Source organism: Streptomyces sp. NPDC047315 (assembly GCF_040643215.1).
Classification (GTDB): Bacteria; Actinomycetota; Actinomycetes; order Streptomycetales; family Streptomycetaceae; genus Streptomyces.
Window position 1 is genome coordinate 1 of record NZ_JBEYTZ010000058.1, and the last position, 19,919, is coordinate 19,919.

The window sequence follows — 19,919 nt, forward strand, 5'->3', positions numbered from 1 at the left end:
ATCAACAACAACCCCCAACTGCCATGGTCATTCCTCACCCACACCGGCCTGACCATCCACCCACCACACCCACCGAACTTACGAAAAGATCAGTAGAGCGTGTTACTCGAGCGTGAGGTCGGTCAGGATTCGGGCGATCTCCGTCGGGTGGAGCCACATGCCCACGTGGCCCGTGTCCACGGTGTGGACGGCGAAGGGGTTGCCCGGGGTGAGCCGGTCGGCCTCCGCGATCATCCGGTCCTGCATGGCCAGCGGAATCGCCTCGTCGCGGGAGAAGCGCAGATACGTGTGGGGCACCCGGCCCCAGGTGTCGGCCCGCACCTGAGCGTCCGCCGTCAGCAACTGCGGGGCCTCCGTGGGCTCCACGGTGTTCAGCCAGGCCATGAACTGTTCGTCCGTGGCCTCGGCCATGAGGCCGTGCTTGAGCTCGGCGAGGACGTCCACGTCGGCCGTCCGCCAGTTGATCATCGGGAGGGGGACCCCGGGGTGCCCCACGGTCTTCAGGTAGTCCGCCATGCTCGGCAGGTCCACACAGCACCAGGCGGACGCGTACACGATGTTGCCCAGCAGCTCGGGCACCGCGTTGCCCACGCCCGTGATCGTCGCCCCGCCGGCACTGGAGCCGACGAGGACGACCGGACCGAACCGCGCGAGCCGCCGCACGGCCTCGACGACGTGCGCGACGTTGTCCGCCAACGTGAGCTCGGCCAGCGGGGACGGCTGCGCGGCGAACGCCGCCAGGTCCTGGGGCGCCTGGTACGACAGGGGGAAGTGGGCGTCGACGCCGTGCCCCGGCAGGTCCACCGCCAGCGCGCGGTGCCCGAGGAACGCGAGCTCGCGCACCAACGGGGACCACACGGCCGCGTTGGAGTGCGCACCGTGGACGAGGACGAACGTCGGGGATCCGTCGCGCGGGGCTGCGTCGGCTCCGCTGCTGGACTGGGGCATGCGCTCCTCCTACGGGCACTGCTGAACCTCGAACGGGGGACCGCCGCCCACTCTGCCACCCGCGCGCAACCGCGGGCAGTGGCACGGGGGAGGCTGCGGGGGCGGCCCCGTTGCACCTCGGTGCAGCTCAGCGGCGCGCCCTGGCCCGCTCCGCCCCGCCCCGCTCCGACTCCCGCTTGCGGTAGGTGCGGACGTCGATCTCCGTCGCATCGAAGATCGTGACGGCATCGACCGCTTCGAGCTCCCACGCCACCGTCGTGAACACCTCCCGCAGCTGCGGCTGCGACTCCAGGTAGTCCCGTCGGATCGCCACCACCGCAACGCCGCCCGGCCGCAACCAGCCGTCGAGGGTGCGCACCGCACGGTGCCCGGCATGGCCGCGCGTCAACACGCCCGCCGTCACGATGCCGTCGAAGCTCGCGGCCGGGAAGAACCCGGCGTCCTCCTCCAGATCGCAGCGGTGGTGCGCACGGTAGACGCCCTTGCGGCGCGCCACCTCCAGCATCTGCTCGGACAGGTCCGCCGCCTCGACGTTGCGCCACCCCAGTTCGTGCAGCTCGGCACCGCACATGCCGGTGCCGGCGCCCGCGTCCAGCACGCGACCGGCGGGGTCGCGAAGCGCCCGGGCGAGCGCGCGGGCAGCCGCGACCGGAGAGACGCGGTAGCCGGCCCCGAGGTCGTCGTCGTACGTGGACGCCCACGCGTCGTACTTGCGCGCCAGCACGCCGCGCTCCACCGGCTCGTAGATCCACGACAGCAACTCATCGACGCTCTTCGCCACGTCAGGCCGCCTTTCGACAGGTGAAGCAGGACCATCCGACGTCGCCCGCGTCGACCGCGTCGATCATGGCCTGGTAGGGGACCGTGAGCTCGGGAGCCAACGCGGCCACCCGCCGCACCAGCAACTCGTAGGTGCGCCGCAGGTGCTCGCTCAGGTCGAGCACGTCCGTGACCTCCAGACCGGCACCGGCGAGTTGCTCGGCGTAACCCTGCGCACTGAACGCCGGCTCGCACAGCAGCCGGTCGTAAATGTGCTGCCGGGCCGCCGCGCTGACCGGGGTGCGCGGGGTGACGAGGTCGTCGAACGCGAAGGTGCCCCCGTCGTGCAGCACCCGGTGCACCTCGGCGAGGGCACGCGGCCGGTCGTGCACGTGGTACAGGGTGGACTGGCTCCACACGTGCGAGAACGCCGCGTCCGGGAAGGGGAGGCGCAGCGCGGACGCCTTGTGGAACGCCACCCGTGCCTTCGGGTGCGCCTCCTGCAGACGCTGCGCATGGGTCACCCGGACCAGACTCAGGTCGACGCCGGTCACCCGGCAGCCGGTGCGCCGCGCGAGCCACACCGACGTGGTGCCGTTCCCGCACCCCACGTCCAGCACGGTCGAGCCCTCCTCGATCCCGCTGCGGGCCAACAACTCCTCGTCCCAGTCGCGGAACGCGGCGACGAGCTGCTGCGCCGGGTCCTTCGACGGATCGGTACCCGCGTCGGGGAAGTACCCGTAGTGCAGTGCTCCCTCCGGGTCCCAGATCGACCGGTACAGGTCGTCCCGGTGGTCGTAGTACTTCTCCGTATCGTGTTCGGTGAACAAGTACGTCACCTCCGGTTGGGCAACGGAGCCGCGACGGTGGCGCCCCCGCCGTCTCGCCGGTACGCCGTGCGGGTCCGGCCACGCACGGTCCGTCCGTTGCATGCGGTCGCGCGCGGCGGTGGAAGTGAGCCGGCGCCGGACGACACCGACGGAGAGTTTTCCACTCGACCCAGGTGGTTGCTAAGCCAACTTCTTGCCAGTGGGGCGGGTCCTCCACGGCCGGGACCGGAATCCGACCGTTCGCCGGCGTCGCCGTCCGTCCCGGCCGAGCTCGGGAGCAGAGGCGGGCACGCGGCCGTCCGCCCCTCTGGCGTGCGGCGCGGTGCTCCCGGTGACAGTGTGCACCGCGTGGTGAGCTTCGACACGACGGCGCCCGCGCACCCCGGGCCTGAGGCACGCTGATGACGCGGATTCACCGCACCCAGGGAGGCAACCGCATGGACACCGTCGACCGGCGCAGCACCGGACCGGCCATCCAGCCGACGACCCGGCTGACGTTTCGGCCGCTGCGGGTGGAGCACGCCGACGAGATGGCCGAGGTGCTGGCCGACCCCCGCCTGCACGAGTTCATCGGCGGGAAAGTGCAGAGCGCGGAGCAACTGCGCGCCCGCTACGAGCGGATGACGGCCGGATCGCCCCGAGAGGCCGAGGCGTGGCTCAACTGGGTCGTCCGGCTGGAGGACGAGGCGCGGCTGGTCGGCACGGTCCAGGCCACGGTGGTCGACCGGACCGCCGAACTCGCCTGGCTCATCGGCGTCCCGTGGCAGGGCCGGGGCATCGCCCGGGAAGCGGCCCGGGCGCTTGCGGACGCCCTCGCCGAAGGGCCCGTGCACACGCTGATCGCGCACATCCACCCCGAGCACCACGCCTCCGCAGCGGTGGCACGCCACGCCGGGCTCGCGCCCACCGACCAGTGGCACGACGGCGAAGTCCGGTGGGAGCACAGGCTCGGCACCTGACCCGTACGCCTCCCGGTGGGATCAGGACCCGTCCTCGTCCGATTCCGCCTCCAACGGCTCGAAGCCGATGTGGTCGAGCGGATCCTCGTGCGGATGCCGCAGCGGCGGCAGCCCGTCGGCCGCGAACCGTCCCCGCAACCACTCCAACAGGGTGTCGACGAGACCGCCGCTCCCCAGCGGCGGACCTTGGTCGGCGTGCCGGGGCACGACGATCAGCGGCCAGGCGTCCGGGTCGGCGCCCTCGGTGAGCCAGCAGAGCTGGTCGCCGTCGATGGAGTCGGCGAAGGGGAGGAACCCGCCCGGCTCGGGCCAGACCGCCAGCGGGTGGTACTCGGCGAAGTCGGCGCGCAGCTCCGCGTACGTCTTGGCGTACCACTCGGCCTGGGGCGCGAGCGCGTACGCGTCTTCGGCGAGCGGGTCGCTGACGCGCAGCCAGCCGGCCCAGCAGCCCGCCCCGTACGTCTCCATCAGCCGCACGTACTCGCCGGGCAGCCGGGTGCCGAGCCGTTCGTACAGCCACTCCCAGCCGCGCTCCCCGAGCCGGGGCGCCGCCGGCGGAGGGACGAGGGCGGTCAGCGTCGCGAGGCCGCCGCCGACCGCCAGCGCCGCCCGCTGCTGCGGGGTGGGCTCCGGCCGTCGGGGCGGTGGCGTCCACGCGGTCGCTTCGAGGTCGGCGAGCATCGCGCTGCGCGCGACGACCGGCCGCAGCCCGTCGGCCACGAACCGGGCGAGCGTCGCGACGAGCGGCGTATCGAAGCGCCGCCAGGGGTCGCGGCCCGCGTTCGCGTCGTCCTGGCAGTGCATCACGACGGGCCACCGGTCGGGGTCGCTCGATGCGGTGGTGTCCCAGTACAGGGTGTCGGCGGAGCGGGTCTGGCCGAACGGCAGCACGCCGGGGGCCGCGCGCCGGTTCTGCTGCACCCAGTTCCCGTAGTCGAACCACCCCCGATTCGCGCACGGCACGTGCAGCCACAGACGCTCGCCGATGTCGAGCGGCCCGTAGGCGCAGGCGACGGCCTTGTAGTCCGCGGGCAGTCGCGTTCCGAGCCAGTGTTCGACCGCGTCCCAGTCGACGGGTACGGCGAAGCCGGCCGGCGGTGCGCCGAAGACCTCTGCGAAGGCGGTGACGTGTGGGTCCGAAGTGGTCATGGTGGTGAGACCTCTTGAGCCGGCACATGGTTGCTCCGCGGCCCCTCAGTGATGGCGGGGGCACCGGCTTGGAAGCTCACAGGGGTCGTCCGCCGTGGTCCGTCGCGCCGGTGATCGCCGCGAGGGCGCTGCGCAGCGCCGCGCCGTCGAGCGGGAGGTCGTGCCAGCGGGCGCCGACGTGTCCGTCGGGGCGGACGAGCAGCGCGCCGTGCGGGCCGATGCCACAGGGTTCGACGTGCTCGGCGGCCAGCGGTTCGATGCGCAGGGGCCAGGGCTCCGTCGCGTACTGCGCCCAGCGTGTCGGGTCGGGGGTGAGCACGGTGAACCACGTGCCGCAGGCGTCCAGGGTGGAGCGGTCGCGCGCGAGCCAGAAGTGCGGCATGCGGTGGCCCGGTTCGGTTGACGGCACGTAGTCGCTGCCCGACGAGGCCGGGGGCGGGGCGTCGTCGTCGAGGAGGACGGCGTCGGAGCGGTAGGCGACGCCGAGTACCAGTCCGAGCTGCGCGAAGTACCGCTCCGACCAGGGCAGTTCCACCGCGGCGGGCGCCTTGGCCGGCCCCGCGGCGATGTGCTCGCGGCGCCGCTGCTGCACGTCGAGCAGCAGGCGGGTGTTGGCCACCGCCTGGCGCAGGGTCTGCGCGGCGACGGGGCGCCGCTCGGTCTCGTAGGAGTCCAGCAGGTGCGGCCCGGCCCACCCGCGCAGGACGCCCGCGAGCTTCCAGCACAGGTTGTGCACGTCGGCGATCCCGGCGTTCATGCCCAGCCCGCCGACGATCGGCACCGCGTGCGCCGCGTCACCGGCCAGCAGCACCCGGCCGGGCCCGAAGCCCTCGGCGACGAACGCGTTCATCTCCCAGTGCTGGACGCGGATGACTTCGGCCGGCACGCCGGCGCCGGGCCCGAGGGCGTGGGTGACGGCGTCGGACCAGTCGGCGTCTCCGGCGTCGTCGGGGGTGGGCACGAACCAGGCCCACCCTCCTTCCGGGTACAGCGGCGCGAACAGGCCCCGCGCGGTGAAGTACACACCGGCCGGCCGGCGGGCGCACCACCGGTCGAGGTCGGCCCGGAACACGACCGTCGTGAAGGACCCCAGGGACCCGGGGCCGGCGGTGTCGATGCCCAGCAGGTGCCGGACGGTGGAGGTCGCGCCGTCGGCGGCGATGACGTAGCGGGCCCGTACGCGGACCTCGGCGCCGTTGCCGTGGTCGACCAGCAGCGTCACGACCCCGTCGCCCTCATCGGCCAGGTCGAGCAGTTCGACCCCGAACCGTACGGGTGCGTCGGCCGCGGCGAGCAGCACGGGCTCCAGCCGGTCCTGCGAGGTGACCACGCCGACCGCGGGGCTCTCGGACACGGGCCCGTCGATGCCGACCATCGCCGCCGTGGCGAAGTCGGGCTCGGTGAGCGTGTCGCGGAAGCGGATCCGGCCGAACTCCGGCGCGAAGGCGCCGGCGGTGATCTCGGCGGCGAGCCCGAGCTGTCGGTAGATCTCCATCGAGCGCACGTTGATCAGCCGGGAGCGCGGGAACGGCGACAGCGCGCCGTGCTTCTCCACCGACGACACCCGTACGCCCCAGCGCTCCAGCAGCGCCCGTGCGGTGAGCCCGACGGGACCACCGCCGACGACCAGGACCTCCGTGTCGACGTCCGCTCCGAGCACGTGGATCTCCTCCTGCCGTGCCCCAAGGCCAATCTCCCGCGCCCCCCGGCCGGCCGCAAGCCGGACCGGGCCTTGCGGACAAGCCCTGGCCGCGCCCCGCCGGGTTACGAGATGGACCGCAGCCGGCCGTGGGCCTGGCGCTGGAGCTGGTCGATGGCCCGTGCCGTGCTCTCGCACTCGGGGAGGAGGACAACGAGCTGCTGGGCGTCTGCGGGTAGTTCGAGCGTCTCGCTGAGCAGTCGCAGCTGGTGTCCGTCCGGGTGGTTGAACCTGAGGACGCTGCGGCGCGGTACGACGTGCCGGTGGAGGCGCTCGGTGAACTCGGGGCCGGCGACGGGGGCGAGTTCCGAGGTGAGCCGCTCAAGGCTTTCGAGGGACGTCGCCGAGCCGGTTGGTCACGAGGGCGACACCGGACTACAGAAGACGCAGCGTCTGCAGGACGGACGGCCGCACGTGCCGGGGCGGTGGCACGGGCCTGATCTGGACCGAGCACGCGTCACTGGCGATCTTCGCGAGGTAGCGCAGATGATTGCGCTCGGAAGCATCGAGACAGAGGGCGTCGGCAAGAGAGCTGATGACTGCGGGCGACGGGTTGCGGTCGCGCCCTTGCTCGATGCGGGCCAGGTACTCGACGCTGACACCGGCTCGGGTGGCGAGGTCCACGCGGCGCAGCCCGGCGCTCGACGGCGGCCGTGTTCGTGCAGGCCAAGGGATTGTGGCTGGATGCTGTCGCGCTTGGCCCTGATGAAGTTCCCCAGCGGAGTCCCCATGCCGTCAGGCTACCGGTGTCGCCGGGAGGGCTGAGGGTGGCCCTGTGGGGGCCGGTGGTCTTCGGACTCCTGCACGGCGTCAGCTCCGGCTGGCAGGCACCGCTGGTGCTGATGTGCGTGGCCGCGGCGGGTCAGACGGTGGTCGCGTGGTCGCCGGGCGTGGCACGGTGCGGTCGACCGGGGCCCAGGAACCCGGCCGGGCTTCTTCGGCACCGGAGCCCGCCTCGCCGCCCGGGCACTGATCGTCGGGGCATCGATCGTCCTGGGCACACCCGCTGGGTACGACTCACCGACCGAGCGCGCGCCCGGCCACGGGCCGACCAGCGGGGCGGATCACATCCCGCGGTAGGGGAGTCGGTCGAGGAGGTCCTCCAGGGCGAGTTCCCCCTCGCGGGTCTGGGCGCCGGCGGCCAGGGCGCGTTCCATGCGTTCGACGACGGCGCGTGGAGCGGGATAGACCTTCGCGTGTGCACGGGCCTCTTCGCGGAGGTCCGGCACCGGGCCGCTGGCTTCGGCGGCGTCCACGGCCTCCTTCGCCGCCTCCGCGACGCCGGGCGGCAACGCAGCGATCCGCTGCACGAGCGCGGCCACGAAGGCGTCGAGGTCGTCCGGGGCGACGGCCCGGTTGATCCAGCCGTAGCGCTCGGCCAGGTCGGTGTCGAACAGTTCGGCGCCGAGGACGATCTCCAGTGCCCGGGCGCGTCCGACGAGTCGGGTGAGGTACTGGGTGCCGCCGCCGCCGGGGAAGATGCCCATCCGCGTCTCCGGCTGGGCGAGCCAGGTCGCACCGCGGGCCGCGAAGCGCATGTCGGCGGCCATGGCGAGTTCGACGCCGCCGGCCCGCAGCCGACCGCGCAGCTTCGCCACGGTGATCTGCGGCAGCGTGCGGAAGCGTTCGTGCAACTGCTGCAACGGGTTCAGGCCCGGGTCGCCCTCGTCGTCGGCGAGTTGCATGAGCTCCTGCGGATCGGACATCCACCGCAGGTCGGCGTGGGCCGAGAAGAACTCCGGATCGGCGGACTCCAGGACGAGCACCCGCAGGTCCGGATCGTCCGCGGCCGTGCGGGTCACCCGGTACAGGTCCCGCACCAACGCGGCGTCGAGGACGTTGACCGGGGGACGGTCCAGCGTCACGGTGGCGACGGCACCGTGACGGGCGACGCGCAGCGCCGTGAAGCCGATGTCAGCGAGCGGCATGGTGAATCCCTTTCGTTCCACGATGCCCTCGGGCGATGTGCCCGAGGACGGGCCCGGGCACGGCATCGGCGCCCGGGCCCTCACCGTATGGAGCCCGTAATGCTCATTTCGATGCCCATGTGCCCCACATATTTGCCTGTCTGTTTCACCCGGTCGAGTGGTGCGGTCGCCGGGGCCGTAGGCTTCGTCGGGTGGACGTACTGGCCGATGCCCTCGCCGTGGCCGGAGTGCGCGGCACCGTCGCGGTCCGGATCGACGGCCGCGAGGAGTGGGCCGTGGCCTGGGCGCAGAACGCCGACGCGGTGCTGTACGCCGTCACCGCCGGCAGCGCCTGGCTCACCGTGGCGGATGCCGACGACCGCACCGCGGCCCCCGTCGAACTGCGGGCCGGCGACGTCGTCCTGCTGCCCACCGGCGTCGCGCACGCCATCGCCAGCGACCCCGACCGCACCCCGAAGGTCTGCGACGTCGCGCTCGCCGACGAACTGCGGCGCACCGGAGGGGCCCTGCGGCTGGGCGTCGGCGAGCCGCGCACCCAACTGCTGGGCGCGTCCTACCGGCACGACCGCGTGGTGTCGCGGCACCTGTTCACCCTGTTGCCCGCGCTGGTGCACATCCGCGGCAACCGGGCGAGCACCGCGCTCGACGGCACCGTGCGGCTGCTCACCCAGGAGACGGCCGCCCCCCAACTCGCCACCGCCGTCGTCCTCGACCGGCTGGTGGACGTCGTCCTCGTCCACCTGCTGCGCTGCTGGCTGGGGCGGCACGCCGAGCAGACCCGGGGCACCTGGCTCGGCGCCCTCGCCGATCCGCTCGTCACCGAGGCGATGACCCGCATGCACCGGGAGCCCGACCGGCCCTGGAGCACGGAGTCGCTCGCCCGTGCGCTGGCGGTGTCGCGCTCCACCCTGACCCGGCGCTTCCAAAGCGCCGCCGGGCAGTCGCCGGGGGCGTATCTGACGCAGTGGCGGATGGACCTCGCCGCGCGCCGGCTGCGCGACACCGACGACACGGTCGAAACCGTCGCCCGCTCCGTCGGCTACACCTCGGTGTACGCCTTCAACCGGGCGTTCAGCCGCACCCGGTCCATGCCGCCGGCGCGCTTTCGGCGCGAAGCCCGCCGCCTCCAGGCCGACCGGCCGCAGTGACGCGGACCGGGGCGGCGGGGGCGGTCAGGCGACGCTGGCGGCGGGGCGGACGACGATCTCGTTGACGTCGACCCCGGACGGCTGGGACACGGCGTACGCGAGGGCGTCCGCGACGGCCGCCGCGGGCATCGCCACGGCGCGATAGGCCACCATGGCCTCCTTCGCGACGGGGTCGGCGATGCCGTCGGCGAGTTCGGACCCGGTCACGCCCGGGGAGACCAGGGTGACCCGGACGTCCCCGTCGGACTCCTGGCGCAGCCCCTCGGAGATCGCGCGGACGGCGAACTTCGTGGCGCAGTACACCGCGGCGGTGGGGGAGACCTGGTACGCGCCGACGGAGGCCACGTTCACCACGTGCCCGCCGCCCTGGGCGCGCATCACCGGCAGGGCCGCGGCGATGCCGTACAGCACGCCCCGCACGTTGACGTCGATCATGCGGTCCCACTCCTCGACCCGCAGCGCCGCCAGCGGTGAAAGCGGCATCACGCCCGCGTTGTTGACCAGCACGTCCAGCCGGCCGAAGCGCTCGTGCGCCGCGGAGACGAAGGCCCGGACGTCGGCGGCGTCCGTGACGTCGAGCCGCTGGAAGGCCGCGGTGCCGCCGGCGGACTCGATCTCCTCGGTGAGCGCGTCGAGCCGATCGGTGCGCCGGGCGCCGAGGAAGAGGCGGTGGCCGTCGGCGGCGAGCCGGCGGGCGGTCGCCTCGCCGATGCCGCTGCTCGCTCCGGTGACCGCCACGACTTTGGCTGCCGATGTCATCTCAGGTGTTCCTCTCGGACGTGCGGGAAAGTTCGGGAGAGTGTGGGGGGTGTGGGGGTGCGGGAAGGCGCCGAGGCACGGTGAGTGCCGGCGCTCCGAGTCTTGACCGGGGGCGGAGGCGCGGCCAGGACGTGTCGTGCCTGGGTGTGCTGCGTCCAGGCAGCACTGACCGGCGCGCCCTAGCCTTCTTGACATGACCGGAAGCGGCAGGACGGACAACCGATTGGGTGAGTTCCTACGGGCGCGCAGGGCGGCGGTGGGCCCGCCGGACGTCGGCATCGCGAGTCACGGCGTGCGCCGGGTCGCCGGGCTGCGCCGCGAGGAGGTCGCCGTACTGGCCGGGGTGAACGGGGACTACTACGCCCGCCTGGAGCAGGGGCGCGAGCGCCGCCCCTCGGCCCAGGTCCTCGACGCGCTCGGCCGCGCCCTGCGGCTGGACGCCGACGCCCACGCCCATCTGTACCGACTGGCCGGGGTGGCGCCGAGCAGGGCCTTCGTTCCCACCACCGACCGGGTCAGCCCCGCGCTGCAACAGCTGATGGACGGCTCCCCGCGGGCCGCGGCGTTCGTCATCGGCCCCGCCCTGGACCTGCTGGCGGCCAACGCGCTGGCCGAGGCGTTGCACTCGCCCTTCGAGCGGGCGGACAACCTGGCCCGCATGATCTTCCTCGACCCGGCGGGCCGACGGTTCCACACCCGGTGGAGCGGTGCGGCGCACGGCGCCGTGGGCCATCTGCGCCACGCGGCCGGCACCGCCGCGGACGACCCGCGGCTGCAAGAACTCATCGACGACCTCAGCGAGCGCAGCCCCGACTTCGCCCGTCTGTGGCACAGCCACGAGGTGCGGAACAAGACGCAGGAAGCCAAGCACTTCCACCACCCGGACGTCGGCCCGCTGACCCTCACGTACCAGACCTTCGACGTACGGGACGCCCCCGGCCAGCAGCTCGTCGTGTACCAGGCCGAACCCGGCAGCCCCAGCGCCGAGGCGCTCGACCTGCTCGGCTCCCTCCACCTCACCTCGCGCCCGGCCGCTCCCTAGGGAGACCTCCCGACTTGCCTACTGGGAAAGCCAAAGGTAGCTTTCCCGGTAGGCAAGTCGAAGTTTCCCCGGGAGGCGACGAACGTGAGCACATCGGTGGACGCCGAGCAGGCGTGGCGTGCGCTACAGCGCATCAGGGTGCCGCAGGAGCGGGTGTACGACGAGTTCGAGCGGTCCTCGTCCGGCGGGCCCCGCGCGACGTACACCACGGCCGCGATCATGTGGACCTTCCTGGCGAGTCTCGGCCTGGAACTGCCGCGGTGGGGCGTCGGACTGGTCCTCGCCACGTACCTCACGCTGCTCGGCACCCTCGCCGTGCTGCACTTCCGCAGGAGCCGGATGCAACTGCACCACTCCCGCGGCAACTGGCGCATGGTCGTCACCGCCGTCGCCGCGGCCGTGGTGACCGGCGTGACGGTCGTGGCCTCCGGCCGCCTCGTCGACCCGCTGGCGCCGCTGGCCGCCAGCCTCATCCAGGCCACCGCGTCGGCCGCCGTGTTCGTGCTGTTCGTCCGGCCGACGAGCCGCTGGGCGATCGGCTCGGTGCGCCGCAGCGGCGAGTGGGCGACCCTCGGGGGGACGGACCGATGAGCACCCCCAGCGGCTTCGACGAACTGATCCACCCCGCCACCCGGCTGTCGGTCGTGGCCCTGCTCGCCGCCACCGAATGGGCGGACTTCGCCTTCATCCGCGACAGCCTCTCGCTCAGCGACTCGGCGCTCTCCAAACAACTGCACACGCTGGAGGAGGCCGAGTACCTGGAGATCCACAAGGAGGGCGGCGGTCGCAAGCGGCGCACCAAGGTACGGCTGACGGACCGCGGTCGCACCGCCTTCGAGGGGCACGTCACAGCGCTGCGGACCATCGTCGACGGCGCCGTAGCGCCCCCGCGGCACCAGCACGCGGAGGCGATCCAATGAAAGCGCGGGGGCAGGCGCAGACACAGGCGCCCGCATCCCGGCGGACCCTCGCGCCGACCAGGTCCACCCGGCCCGACCGCCCCGTCGTCCAGGCCCGCGGCGTGGCCATGGCGTACGGCGACCACGACGTCCTGCACGGCATCGACCTGGACATCCACCGCGGCGAGGTCTTCGCCCTACTCGGACCCAACGGCGCTGGCAAGACCACCACCGTCGAGATCCTGGAGGGCTTCAGGCGCCGCTCGGCGGGCGAGGTCCACGTCCTCGGGGTCGACCCGGAGCGCGGCGACGACGCCTGGCGCGGTCGCCTCGGACTCGTCCTCCAGTCCTGGCGCGATCACCGCCGCTGGCGCGTCGCCGAACTGCTGAAGCACTTCGCGACGTACTACCCCGATCCGCGCGACCCGGCCGAACTGCTGGCCCTGGTCGGGCTCGCCGACCGGGCCGACCAGCGGGTGGAGCTGCTGTCGGGCGGCCAGCGCCGGCGGCTGGACGTCGCACTCGGCATCGTCGGCCGCCCCGAACTCCTCTTCCTGGACGAGCCGACCACCGGCTTCGACCTCGAAGCCCGCCACGAGTTCCACCTCCTGGTCGACCGACTGGCCCGCTTCGAAGGCGTCACCGTCCTGCTCACCACGCACGACCTGGTGGAGGCCGAACGGCTCGCCGACACCATCGCGATGCTGGTCAACGGGCGGATCCGGGCCCTCGGCACTCCGGCGGAGCTGGCCCGGCGCGCCGCCGCCCGGGCCGAGGTCCGCTGGCGTGCCGAGGACGGGACCCCGCGCCGCGAACGCACCGAGGACCCCTCGCAGCTGGTCTGGGAACTCCACCGGGACGCCGGCGGCCCGATCGCCGACCTGGAGGTCCGCCGGCCGACCCTGGAGGACACCTATCTGCACATGGTGCACCGCGAGGACGACGGCACGGACGCGGCCGGCGACGAGGAGACACGAGCCGCATGAGGGGAACGCGTGTGATCAGCGAGGCGGAAGAGACAGAACAGACGGAACGGACAGATGGGGCGGGGGTGCCCGGAGCGACGCGGACACCGCGCCTCGGCACCTGGCGCGTCGGCCTGAACCGCGGCGGCATCGAACTGCGGCACCTGCTGCGCAATCCGAAGGAGATGTTCGGCCATCTGAGCAACGTGGTCGTCGCGGTGGTGGTCGCCGCCGTCGTCAGCGGCGACGTGTCCGGCACCAGTACGCCGATGTCCCATCTGGTGCTCGCGGGCTTCGCGGCCTACCTGTTGTTCCAGATCGGGCTCGTCAACCTCCCGCAGATCCTGGTGACCGAACGGGAGGAGGGCGTCCTGCTGCGGATGCGGGCGACCCCCGGCGGCATCCCCGCCTACCTCGTCGCCAAGTGCCTGCTCGTGGTCGCCATGGCGATCGGCACCCTCGGCCTGCTCCTGGTGGCCACCGCCCTGGTCGCGGACGGACCGCTGCCGAAGGACCCGGCCGGCTGGCTGACGCTGCTGTGGGTCACCACGCTCGGGCTGCTCGCCGTCGTTCCGCTGGGCGCCGCGATCGGCGCCGTGCTGCCCAACCCGCGCGAGGCGCTGGCGCTGCTCATGCTGCCGGTGATGGCGCTGCTGTTCACCTCCGGAGCGGTGTTCCCGTTCTCCTCGCTACCGGTGCCGGTGCAGCAGGTCGTCTCCGTCTTCCCGCTCAAGTGGATGGCGCAGGGCCTGCGTTCGGCGCTGCTGCCGGACTCCGCGCGCGCCGCCGAGGCGGCGGGCTCCTGGGAACTGCCCACGGTCGCCCTGGTGCTCACCGCCTGGGCCGTCCTCGGATTCCTCCTCGCGGTCCCCCTCCTGCGCCGCGCCGCGCGACGCGAGTCGGGCTCCCGCATGACCGCACGCCATCACAGGGCCGCCCAGAGCGGCGGGGCGCCGGCGTAGCCAAGCTCTTCGACCTGATCGAGGAGGGGCCCATGACGTTTCGGGAACACGTGGCGCGCGGCGCCACCGCGAGGAGGCCCGGTCCCGGGGCCTTTGGTACGACGACGAGGGCGGTGGCGACGAGCCGGCGGACCGGCCAGAACGGCTCGTCGCCGACGTCCGCGAAGTGTGCGTCGAAGCCGCCCGACACCTCCACGACAGCGGTCGCATCGTGGCGACGCTGGGCCGCCCCGTCCCGGTGGTCTCTACGACATGTTCGACCCGGGTGCGATGTTCGCACTGACCTCGGACGCCAACCCGGCAGTGCTGATCGCCGACTTCAGGACCGGGGCGCCGTGTTTTCTTGACCGCGTCTCAGTGCGGGAACTCGGCCACGAGCAACGCGTTGAGCGTGGCATAGTCGAATCCGCCCTCCAGCGTGGTCGTCGTTCCTTTCTCCAGCAGTTCGCGGGCTGCCCGGCGGACCAGGCCGTACGCCGCCTCGGCGATGGAGGATCCCGCGCTGATGCGAGCGGCTCCCGCCTTCGCGAGCTCGGACACCGGGAGTGTGCCGGGGTCGGCCAGAACGTTCACCAGGAGGGGTTGAGAACTCACGAGTGTTCTGACCGTCTCGGCGTCCGGTGCGCCGAGGACGAAGATGCCGTCCGCGCCGCCTGTCGCGTAGGCACGGGCGCGGGTGAGGGTTTCGTCCAGCCAGGCTGTGCGGTCACCGGGCGGCAGGCGGTGCGTGTCGATGCGGGCGTTGATGAACAGCGGGATGCCGGTCTCGTCCGCGGCCCGGCGGGCCGCTGAGATCCGTTCGACCTGCTCGGCGACGGGGCGCAGGGTGTCCTCCAGGTTGATGCCCACGGCTCCGGCCGCGAGGACGCCTCGGACGGTCTCGGCCACGCCGGGCGCATCGGTTGCGTAGCCGCGTTCGATGTCGGCGGTGACCGGTACGTCAACAGCGGCCGTGATCCGCGCGATCGCGCCAAGCGCCCGGTCGCGGGTCATGTGCTCGCCGTCGCCGAGCCCGAGTGACCAGGCGACCCCGGCACTTGTGGTCGCGATCGCAGCAGCACCCGCGTCCGCCACTACACGGGCGGAAGCACCGTCCCACACATTGGGCAGGACCAGCGGCGAGCCTGGTACATGCAGGGAACGGAACCTCTGTGCCACATCAAGAAGTGTTGCCATGGGCAACATTGCACCATGAAGGTCAGATGGACGATCGCGCCCCGCACCCTGTCGACATCATGATCCGCCCCCCACGCCCCCCACGCCCCCCACGCCCTCCGGGCGTGGGGGGCGGGACCGCGTGACAAACCCACCACCGGCTGGTAGGGACCACAGCTCCCGCAGGGCTACGGCGGCTACGTCCCGACGCACAGGAACCCGCGTGGGGCTCCAGACCGCACTCCCTAGCGCGAACCCGACTGCGAAGGTCCGAAGAACTCGACCTCGGCGATCGCCAAGTGCTTCTCCCGCCCGGGGTGGTGGGCGGACTCGATGGTGAACCGCACCGCGGTGACCTCGCCGACCCGGAACTTCCGGGACTGCGGGCCCGCCCCCTGGTCGAGCACGAGGGAACGGGTCGTGGTCTTCCCGTCGGCGGTCGTGATGCGGGCCTCCACGCGGTGGGGGAGCGCCGACTGGGAGATCTCGTTCTGCTTCAGGGACTTGCCCGGCGTGAAGATCACGTCCAGCAGCCGGGTGGGCCGGTCGAACTGCGCCTCGATCCACTGTCCCTGGTTGGGACCGTCGAACCCCGACGACCACCAGGTGTTGTTGATCTTGTCGATGAGCAGCTCCGGCCCGTGGTCCGGGAACGAGTTCGACGCCTTCATCCGGTCCGGGGTCAGCGGTGCGCGCTTCGCGAAGTGGTCGCGGGTCGCCTGGATCCCGTCGGGGAGCTTGACGGCCAGCACGATCAGCAGCGCCAGCACGACCGCCGCACCCAGCCACGTCAGCACCCGGTCGAAGGCGCGCCGCGGCCGGGGGCGGTCGCCCGCCCACGGCGCCTCGCGCTCACCGGGGCGGGTGAGCCGACGCCACCACGGCAGGGGCCCCGGGGTCTGCTCGGCGCCGGCCATCGGCATCGCGCACCGGGAGCAGTAGTGCCGGTCGGGCCGGTTGGGCGTGGCGCACCAAGGGCACGGCGTCCCGCCGTCCTGGCCCAGTTGTTCGCCCGGGGCGCGTACGTCCTGCGGGCGGTGCGCCGCTGGCCGGGCAGGCAGGACCGGGGCGGCGACGGGATCCGGCTCGGGGCCGCGTTCGGGCTCGGAGAGCGGTACGAGGAGCCGGCGGGCGCGGTCGGCGTCCGGCGGCTCGGGGGCGGGCGGCACCGCGGCCTGGTTCGGCACCGTGGGCGTGATCCCGTCCACGGGCGGGGCCGGCGGGGTGGCGTCCCGGAGGGAGTCGGTGGCCTGCGGGTTGTGGGCGGATTCCCCGGTGTGCCCCGTGTCCGGGAAGGTGGCCTGCTCGGAGGTGGGCCGCGGCCGGCTCGGCGGCGGTGCCGGGTCGTCTGCGTGGCCGCCGTGCGCCGGCGCACCGGCCGTCTGCCGGTCCCACCGTGCGCGACCGGTGCCCGCGCCCGGGCCGCCGCCCGGCCGGGCGAAGGCGTCCCAGCCGCCGTCGGAACCAGAACCAGAACCAGAACCAGAACCAGAAGCAGAGCCGGAGCCAGTACCAGCACCAGAGCCAGCACCAGAACCGGAGCCGGATCGGGCTTCGGGCGTCGTGGGCGCGCTGCGGTCCGTCCAGCTCAGCACGGCCCCACAGGCGTCGCAGAACGACTGGCCCACCTCCACGCGGGTCTCGCACGCAGGGCAGTTCCGAGGGGTCGTCATGGTGTGGAAGTCCTTTCGACGACTTCGCCGGCGGTCACCTGGACCGTGTACGGCATGTGGGCGGGACGGGCGGCGGCCACCAGCGCCTCCAGGCGATGGCGGTCCGCGGTCGTGGGGTTGCGCAGCCGCAGGTGCACGTGGAGCCGCGGCACCGGCTCGCCGGGTACGGGACCGAGCGGGCGGGCGCTCCAGTTCGCGGCCCCGCTCTCGGTGATCTCGGGCTCAGTGCCGAACACGAGCCGTATCGCCTCGGCCAGCCCGCGCCGCGTACCGCGGATCCGGTGCAGGTGAGCGGCGGCGGCCACGGCGGCGCGCACCATCGGCTCCGCTTCGGTGCCGTCGGTCTCCGCGCCGACCCAGTCGCCCAGCCACCGGGCGAAGTCGGGCGGTGCGAGCGAGGGCCGGAAGTACGCGTCGAGGCAGTCGAGGACGCAGTGCACGGGCGCCATCACGTCGTCGAGCCCGCCGACGAAGCGCTGCACGAGGTCGTCGTCGGCGAAGACCGCGGGCAGCATCCTGCCGATCGGCGCGGGGGAGCCGAGGCCGTCGATGGAACCCCTCATGCCCGTCCCCTCCCGGTGCGTTCGCGCCCCATCAGGCACCGTCCCCGATCACGCGCACGCGGTGGTCGAACGAGAACACCAGCGACGGCGGCGACAGGTCGATGCGGTCCGTGGGTTCGCCGCACTTGCCCGTCAGCGGATCGGCGGGGTGCAGGACCACCTGGTCGACCAACTCCACGCCCGGCACCCGCTGGAGCACCGCGAACACCTCACCGGCCTGCACCGGCCGCCCGAACGGCCACCCCTCGGCGCTCGCACCGCCGACCAGCGGGTCCAGGTGCCGGTAGAGCGCGTCATGGACCTGCCGGCGCACCCGGTCGACGTCGACGCCCTTGAACGCATGCACGGTGGCCACCACCGTGACGCCCTGGTAGTACGGCGGCCCCACGGCCAACCTCGTGCCGATCAGCCGGCGCTCGTCCAAGAAGCGGGTGACCCGGTCCAGCAGCGCGTCACCGGGCACCAACTGCTCGAAGCGCAGCCGCCCGCCGGGATCCGGCACCGCCTGCGGCACCACCAGCACCCGGACCGCGTGCGCCCCGTGCTCCCCCTCGTCACCGGGCAGACAGGTGATCCGCGCCGTCTCGGGCGCGGCGCGCCGCGCCAACTCCTCGTAGTCGCGCAGCGTCACCGCCCGCTCCTGGGCGCGCAGGGTGATCGGCGCCCGCACCTTCGCCTCCTCGACGGTCTCCCCGTCCACGCCGCCGCGCGCGGCTTCCCGGTTGACGACCTCGGAGACGTACGGGAGCGAGGTGCGCAGGATCCGCACCGCGCCGCGGGCCACGTTGCCCGCCCGGCCGCCGCCGGTGCGGTAGCGCCGGACGCGCACCGGTGCCCCCTTCGGGGCGACCGCGCCGTACTGGCGCAAGGACCCGTCCGGCTCGCGCACCGCGGGGCCGAAGGCGATCTCACCGGTCGTCGGATCGAGGGTGACGTGCCGGTCGTCGGGGCCCGAGGCCGCGAAGTGCGGCACGACCCGCCAGTCCTGCCAGCCGTCGTGCTCGGCGGTCTGCAGCAGTACGGGCGGGTCGTCGCCGACCACGGGCGTTTGCGCCAGCCGCAGCCGCTGCCCCGGCAGCCCGGTGGACTCGCCCAGCGCCTCGTCGCGGACCGTCTCGGCGTGCACCACGAGGGTGGTGCCGCCGATGGTGAACGCCTCGACGGCCCGGACGGTGGGCGAGGTGGTGTAGAAGGGCTGACCGGCCAGCGGCTCGGTGACCCGGCACCGCAGCCAGCCCGCCTCACGGCCGGCGTTGCGGGACAGCACGTGCCCGCCGGGCACGTGCACCAGCACCTCGCCGGGCCGGTTCAGCCCGCCGGTGCCGTCCCGGTCGACCTCGCAGGCGTGCCAGCCGTCCGCCGTCCACGCCTCCCACACCAGCGGCGGCTGCCGCGGGTCCACGCCCACGCCGTCCACCGTGCTGTCCAACTCCAGGACGACGGCGCAGTCCGGCACGGCGGACGACAGACCGAACAGCAGGCAGTCGCCCACGGCGGGCGGCTCGGCGAAGCACGGCACGTCCTTGCCCGCCTCGATGACGTCGGTCGTACGGTCGGTCACCGGCTCGCCCCGCCGCTGCACCATCAGATGGCGCAACTCGCATGGCACGACGGACAGTTCGCGCTCGGTGGCGAAGACGACCGCCTCCTCGCCCTCGGTGCGCACGGTGGCGACCTCGGTGCCCACCGGCACCGCCACCGGGTCCTCCTGGGGCGCCGACAGCCAGAAGGTCACCTCCGTACGGGCGGCGGACGCCGGGAACAGGGTGATCCCCACCAGGTCCAAGAACGCCAGGTGGTTCTTCTCCGGCACCCGGTTGAGCCGGTACACGATCTGGTCGGCCATGTGGGCGACCGTCTCGACGAGCGTCACGCCCGGGTCGGACACGTTGTGGTCGGTCCACTCCGGCGCCCGCTGTTGGATGTAGCGCTTGGCGTCGTCGACGAACTGCTGGAACCGACGGTCGTCGAGGTTGGGGGAGGGCAGGGCCATCAGCGGTCGCTTTCGTGAGCGGGGCCGGGCGCACCAGCCGCACCGGGGCCGTCCGGCTCGTCGTGGGACGGAATGACGTAGAAGGGGAAGACGAGGCTGCGCGGGTTGTTGGTGCCGCGGATCATGTACCGCACGTCGATGTAGAGGACGCTCTGCTCGGATCCCGCCGTCACCGTGACGTCGTCGACCTCGATGCGCGGCTCCCAGCGGTCGAGGCTGCGGTGCACCTCGTGCTGGATGCGGCCCGCGGTCTGCTCGTTGACCGGCGCGAACACCAGGTCGTGGATCGCGCAGCCGAAGTCGGGCCGCATGGGCCGCTCGCCCGGCGCGGTCGACAGGACCAGCCGGATCGCCTCCTCGACCTCCCGCTCCCCGCTGACCAGGGCGATCCCGCCGGTCGGTCCGATGCGCAGCGGGAACGACCAGCCGGACCCCACGAACTGCTCGGCCATCAGCCGCGTACCTGCCTTCCCAAGGGGTGGTGCCGC

At 73.1% G+C, this 19,919-nt stretch carries 19 protein-coding genes and 1 pseudogene; 7 read left to right on the forward strand and 13 right to left on the reverse strand.

The genetic code is table 11. The features are described 5' to 3' along the window. Positions 1–102: 102 nt before the first annotated feature. From ABZ842_RS36850 to ABZ842_RS36860, 3 genes are all read right to left on the reverse strand, one after another. The gene (locus ABZ842_RS36850; RefSeq protein WP_361547517.1) at positions 103–948 is read right to left on the reverse strand and encodes an alpha/beta hydrolase; all 846 of its coding nucleotides are present in this window, start codon (positions 946–948) and stop codon (positions 103–105) included. Positions 949–1,075: 127 nt separating this feature from the next. Beyond that, complete coding sequence (locus ABZ842_RS36855; protein WP_361547520.1) at positions 1,076–1,729, reverse strand: class I SAM-dependent methyltransferase; 654 nt, start codon at positions 1,727–1,729, stop codon at positions 1,076–1,078. 1 nt (position 1,730) lies between these two features. Continuing rightward, the gene (locus ABZ842_RS36860; RefSeq protein ID WP_361547523.1) at positions 1,731–2,537 is read right to left on the reverse strand and encodes a methyltransferase domain-containing protein; all 807 of its coding nucleotides are present in this window, start codon (positions 2,535–2,537) and stop codon (positions 1,731–1,733) included. Between the two features lie 437 nt (positions 2,538–2,974). On the opposite strand from ABZ842_RS36860, the gene ABZ842_RS36865 reads away from it, so the two are divergent. Continuing rightward, positions 2,975–3,496, forward strand: a complete 522-nt coding sequence (locus ABZ842_RS36865) for a GNAT family N-acetyltransferase (protein WP_361547526.1) — start codon at positions 2,975–2,977, stop codon at positions 3,494–3,496. Positions 3,497–3,517: 21 nt separating this feature from the next. Here ABZ842_RS36865 and ABZ842_RS36870 read toward each other — a convergent pair whose 3' ends face one another. The 4 genes and pseudogenes from ABZ842_RS36870 to ABZ842_RS36885 all read right to left on the reverse strand — a co-directional run bounded on the left by ABZ842_RS36870 (position 3,518) and on the right by ABZ842_RS36885 (position 8,272). Beyond that, a complete protein-coding gene (locus tag ABZ842_RS36870) occupies positions 3,518–4,645 on the reverse strand; it encodes an SMI1/KNR4 family protein (protein WP_361547529.1) in 1,128 nt (375 codons plus the stop codon). Between the two features lie 76 nt (positions 4,646–4,721). Then, a complete protein-coding gene (locus ABZ842_RS36875; RefSeq protein ID WP_361547532.1) occupies positions 4,722–6,305 on the reverse strand; it encodes an FAD-dependent monooxygenase in 1,584 nt (527 codons plus the stop codon). A 104-nt stretch (positions 6,306–6,409) separates the two neighbouring features. Next, positions 6,410–7,075, reverse strand: a pseudogene (locus ABZ842_RS36880) (helix-turn-helix domain-containing protein). A 333-nt stretch (positions 7,076–7,408) separates the two neighbouring features. Then, positions 7,409–8,272 carry an enoyl-CoA hydratase/isomerase family protein gene (locus ABZ842_RS36885; RefSeq protein WP_361547535.1) on the reverse strand — a complete coding sequence of 288 codons (864 nt, stop codon included), beginning with the start codon at positions 8,270–8,272 and terminating at the stop codon, positions 7,409–7,411. Between the two features lie 191 nt (positions 8,273–8,463). On the opposite strand from ABZ842_RS36885, the gene ABZ842_RS36890 reads away from it, so the two are divergent. Beyond that, complete coding sequence (locus ABZ842_RS36890) at positions 8,464–9,420, forward strand: AraC family transcriptional regulator (RefSeq protein WP_361547538.1); 957 nt, start codon at positions 8,464–8,466, stop codon at positions 9,418–9,420. A 24-nt stretch (positions 9,421–9,444) separates the two neighbouring features. Here ABZ842_RS36890 and ABZ842_RS36895 read toward each other — a convergent pair whose 3' ends face one another. Next, positions 9,445–10,179: an SDR family oxidoreductase gene (locus ABZ842_RS36895; protein WP_361547540.1), complete on the reverse strand. Its 735-nt coding sequence runs from the start codon at positions 10,177–10,179 to the stop codon at positions 9,445–9,447. Between the two features lie 193 nt (positions 10,180–10,372). Between ABZ842_RS36895 and ABZ842_RS36900 the strand changes: the two genes are divergently transcribed. The 5 genes from ABZ842_RS36900 (at position 10,373) to ABZ842_RS36920 (ending at position 14,047) form a co-directional block, all read left to right on the forward strand. Then, on the forward strand, positions 10,373–11,221 hold the full coding sequence (locus ABZ842_RS36900; RefSeq protein ID WP_361547543.1) for a helix-turn-helix transcriptional regulator: 849 nt from the start codon (positions 10,373–10,375) through the stop codon (positions 11,219–11,221). An 84-nt stretch (positions 11,222–11,305) separates the two neighbouring features. Beyond that, complete coding sequence (locus ABZ842_RS36905) at positions 11,306–11,812, forward strand: hypothetical protein (RefSeq protein WP_361547546.1); 507 nt, start codon at positions 11,306–11,308, stop codon at positions 11,810–11,812. Further along, positions 11,809–12,141 carry a transcriptional regulator gene (locus tag ABZ842_RS36910; RefSeq protein ID WP_361547549.1) on the forward strand — a complete coding sequence of 111 codons (333 nt, stop codon included), beginning with the start codon at positions 11,809–11,811 and terminating at the stop codon, positions 12,139–12,141. The genes ABZ842_RS36905 and ABZ842_RS36910 overlap by 4 nt, the downstream gene beginning before the upstream one ends. A gap of 107 nt (positions 12,142–12,248) precedes the next feature. Beyond that, a complete protein-coding gene (locus ABZ842_RS36915) occupies positions 12,249–13,106 on the forward strand; it encodes an ABC transporter ATP-binding protein (RefSeq protein ID WP_361547603.1) in 858 nt (285 codons plus the stop codon). Between the two features lie 65 nt (positions 13,107–13,171). Then, a complete protein-coding gene (locus ABZ842_RS36920) occupies positions 13,172–14,047 on the forward strand; it encodes an ABC transporter permease (protein WP_361547552.1) in 876 nt (291 codons plus the stop codon). Positions 14,048–14,401: 354 nt separating this feature from the next. Here ABZ842_RS36920 and ABZ842_RS36925 read toward each other — a convergent pair whose 3' ends face one another. From ABZ842_RS36925 to ABZ842_RS36945, 5 genes are all read right to left on the reverse strand, one after another. Beyond that, complete coding sequence (locus ABZ842_RS36925; RefSeq protein WP_361547555.1) at positions 14,402–15,232, reverse strand: isocitrate lyase/phosphoenolpyruvate mutase family protein; 831 nt, start codon at positions 15,230–15,232, stop codon at positions 14,402–14,404. 215 nt (positions 15,233–15,447) lie between these two features. After that, complete coding sequence (locus ABZ842_RS36930) at positions 15,448–16,875, reverse strand: zinc ribbon domain-containing protein (RefSeq protein WP_361547558.1); 1,428 nt, start codon at positions 16,873–16,875, stop codon at positions 15,448–15,450. Beyond that, positions 16,872–17,438, reverse strand: coding sequence for a phage tail protein (locus tag ABZ842_RS36935; protein ID WP_361547561.1), 567 nt, complete (start codon positions 17,436–17,438; stop codon positions 16,872–16,874). The genes ABZ842_RS36930 and ABZ842_RS36935 overlap by 4 nt, the downstream gene beginning before the upstream one ends. Positions 17,439–17,469: 31 nt before the next feature. Then, positions 17,470–19,431, reverse strand: coding sequence for a putative baseplate assembly protein (locus ABZ842_RS36940; protein WP_361547564.1), 1,962 nt, complete (start codon positions 19,429–19,431; stop codon positions 17,470–17,472). After that, on the reverse strand, positions 19,431–19,883 hold the full coding sequence (locus tag ABZ842_RS36945; protein WP_361547567.1) for a GPW/gp25 family protein: 453 nt from the start codon (positions 19,881–19,883) through the stop codon (positions 19,431–19,433). Before ABZ842_RS36945 ends, ABZ842_RS36940 begins: the two co-directional genes overlap by 1 nt. Positions 19,884–19,919: the final 36 nt, after the last annotated feature.

Excerpts from the sequence above, each read along its gene's own strand:
- ABZ842_RS36850 (WP_361547517.1), bottom strand. The coding sequence starts at position 948 with ATGCCCCAGTCCAGCAGCGGAGCCGACGCAGCCCCGCGCGACGGATCC.
- ABZ842_RS36865 (WP_361547526.1), top strand. The coding sequence starts at position 2,975 with ATGGACACCGTCGACCGGCGCAGCACCGGACCGGCCATCCAGCCGACG.
- ABZ842_RS36870 (WP_361547529.1), bottom strand. The coding sequence starts at position 4,645 with ATGACCACTTCGGACCCACACGTCACCGCCTTCGCAGAGGTCTTCGGC.
- ABZ842_RS36885 (WP_361547535.1), bottom strand. The coding sequence starts at position 8,272 with ATGCCGCTCGCTGACATCGGCTTCACGGCGCTGCGCGTCGCCCGTCAC.
- ABZ842_RS36895 (WP_361547540.1), bottom strand. The coding sequence starts at position 10,179 with ATGACATCGGCAGCCAAAGTCGTGGCGGTCACCGGAGCGAGCAGCGGC.
- ABZ842_RS36900 (WP_361547543.1), top strand. The coding sequence starts at position 10,373 with ATGACCGGAAGCGGCAGGACGGACAACCGATTGGGTGAGTTCCTACGG.
- ABZ842_RS36910 (WP_361547549.1), top strand. The coding sequence starts at position 11,809 with ATGAGCACCCCCAGCGGCTTCGACGAACTGATCCACCCCGCCACCCGG.
- ABZ842_RS36915 (WP_361547603.1), top strand. The coding sequence starts at position 12,249 with ATGGCGTACGGCGACCACGACGTCCTGCACGGCATCGACCTGGACATC.
- ABZ842_RS36925 (WP_361547555.1), bottom strand. The coding sequence starts at position 15,232 with ATGTTGCCCATGGCAACACTTCTTGATGTGGCACAGAGGTTCCGTTCC.
- ABZ842_RS36930 (WP_361547558.1), bottom strand. The coding sequence starts at position 16,875 with ATGACGACCCCTCGGAACTGCCCTGCGTGCGAGACCCGCGTGGAGGTG.
- ABZ842_RS36935 (WP_361547561.1), bottom strand. The coding sequence starts at position 17,438 with ATGAGGGGTTCCATCGACGGCCTCGGCTCCCCCGCGCCGATCGGCAGG.
- ABZ842_RS36940 (WP_361547564.1), bottom strand. The coding sequence starts at position 19,431 with ATGGCCCTGCCCTCCCCCAACCTCGACGACCGTCGGTTCCAGCAGTTC.
- ABZ842_RS36945 (WP_361547567.1), bottom strand. The coding sequence starts at position 19,883 with ATGGCCGAGCAGTTCGTGGGGTCCGGCTGGTCGTTCCCGCTGCGCATC.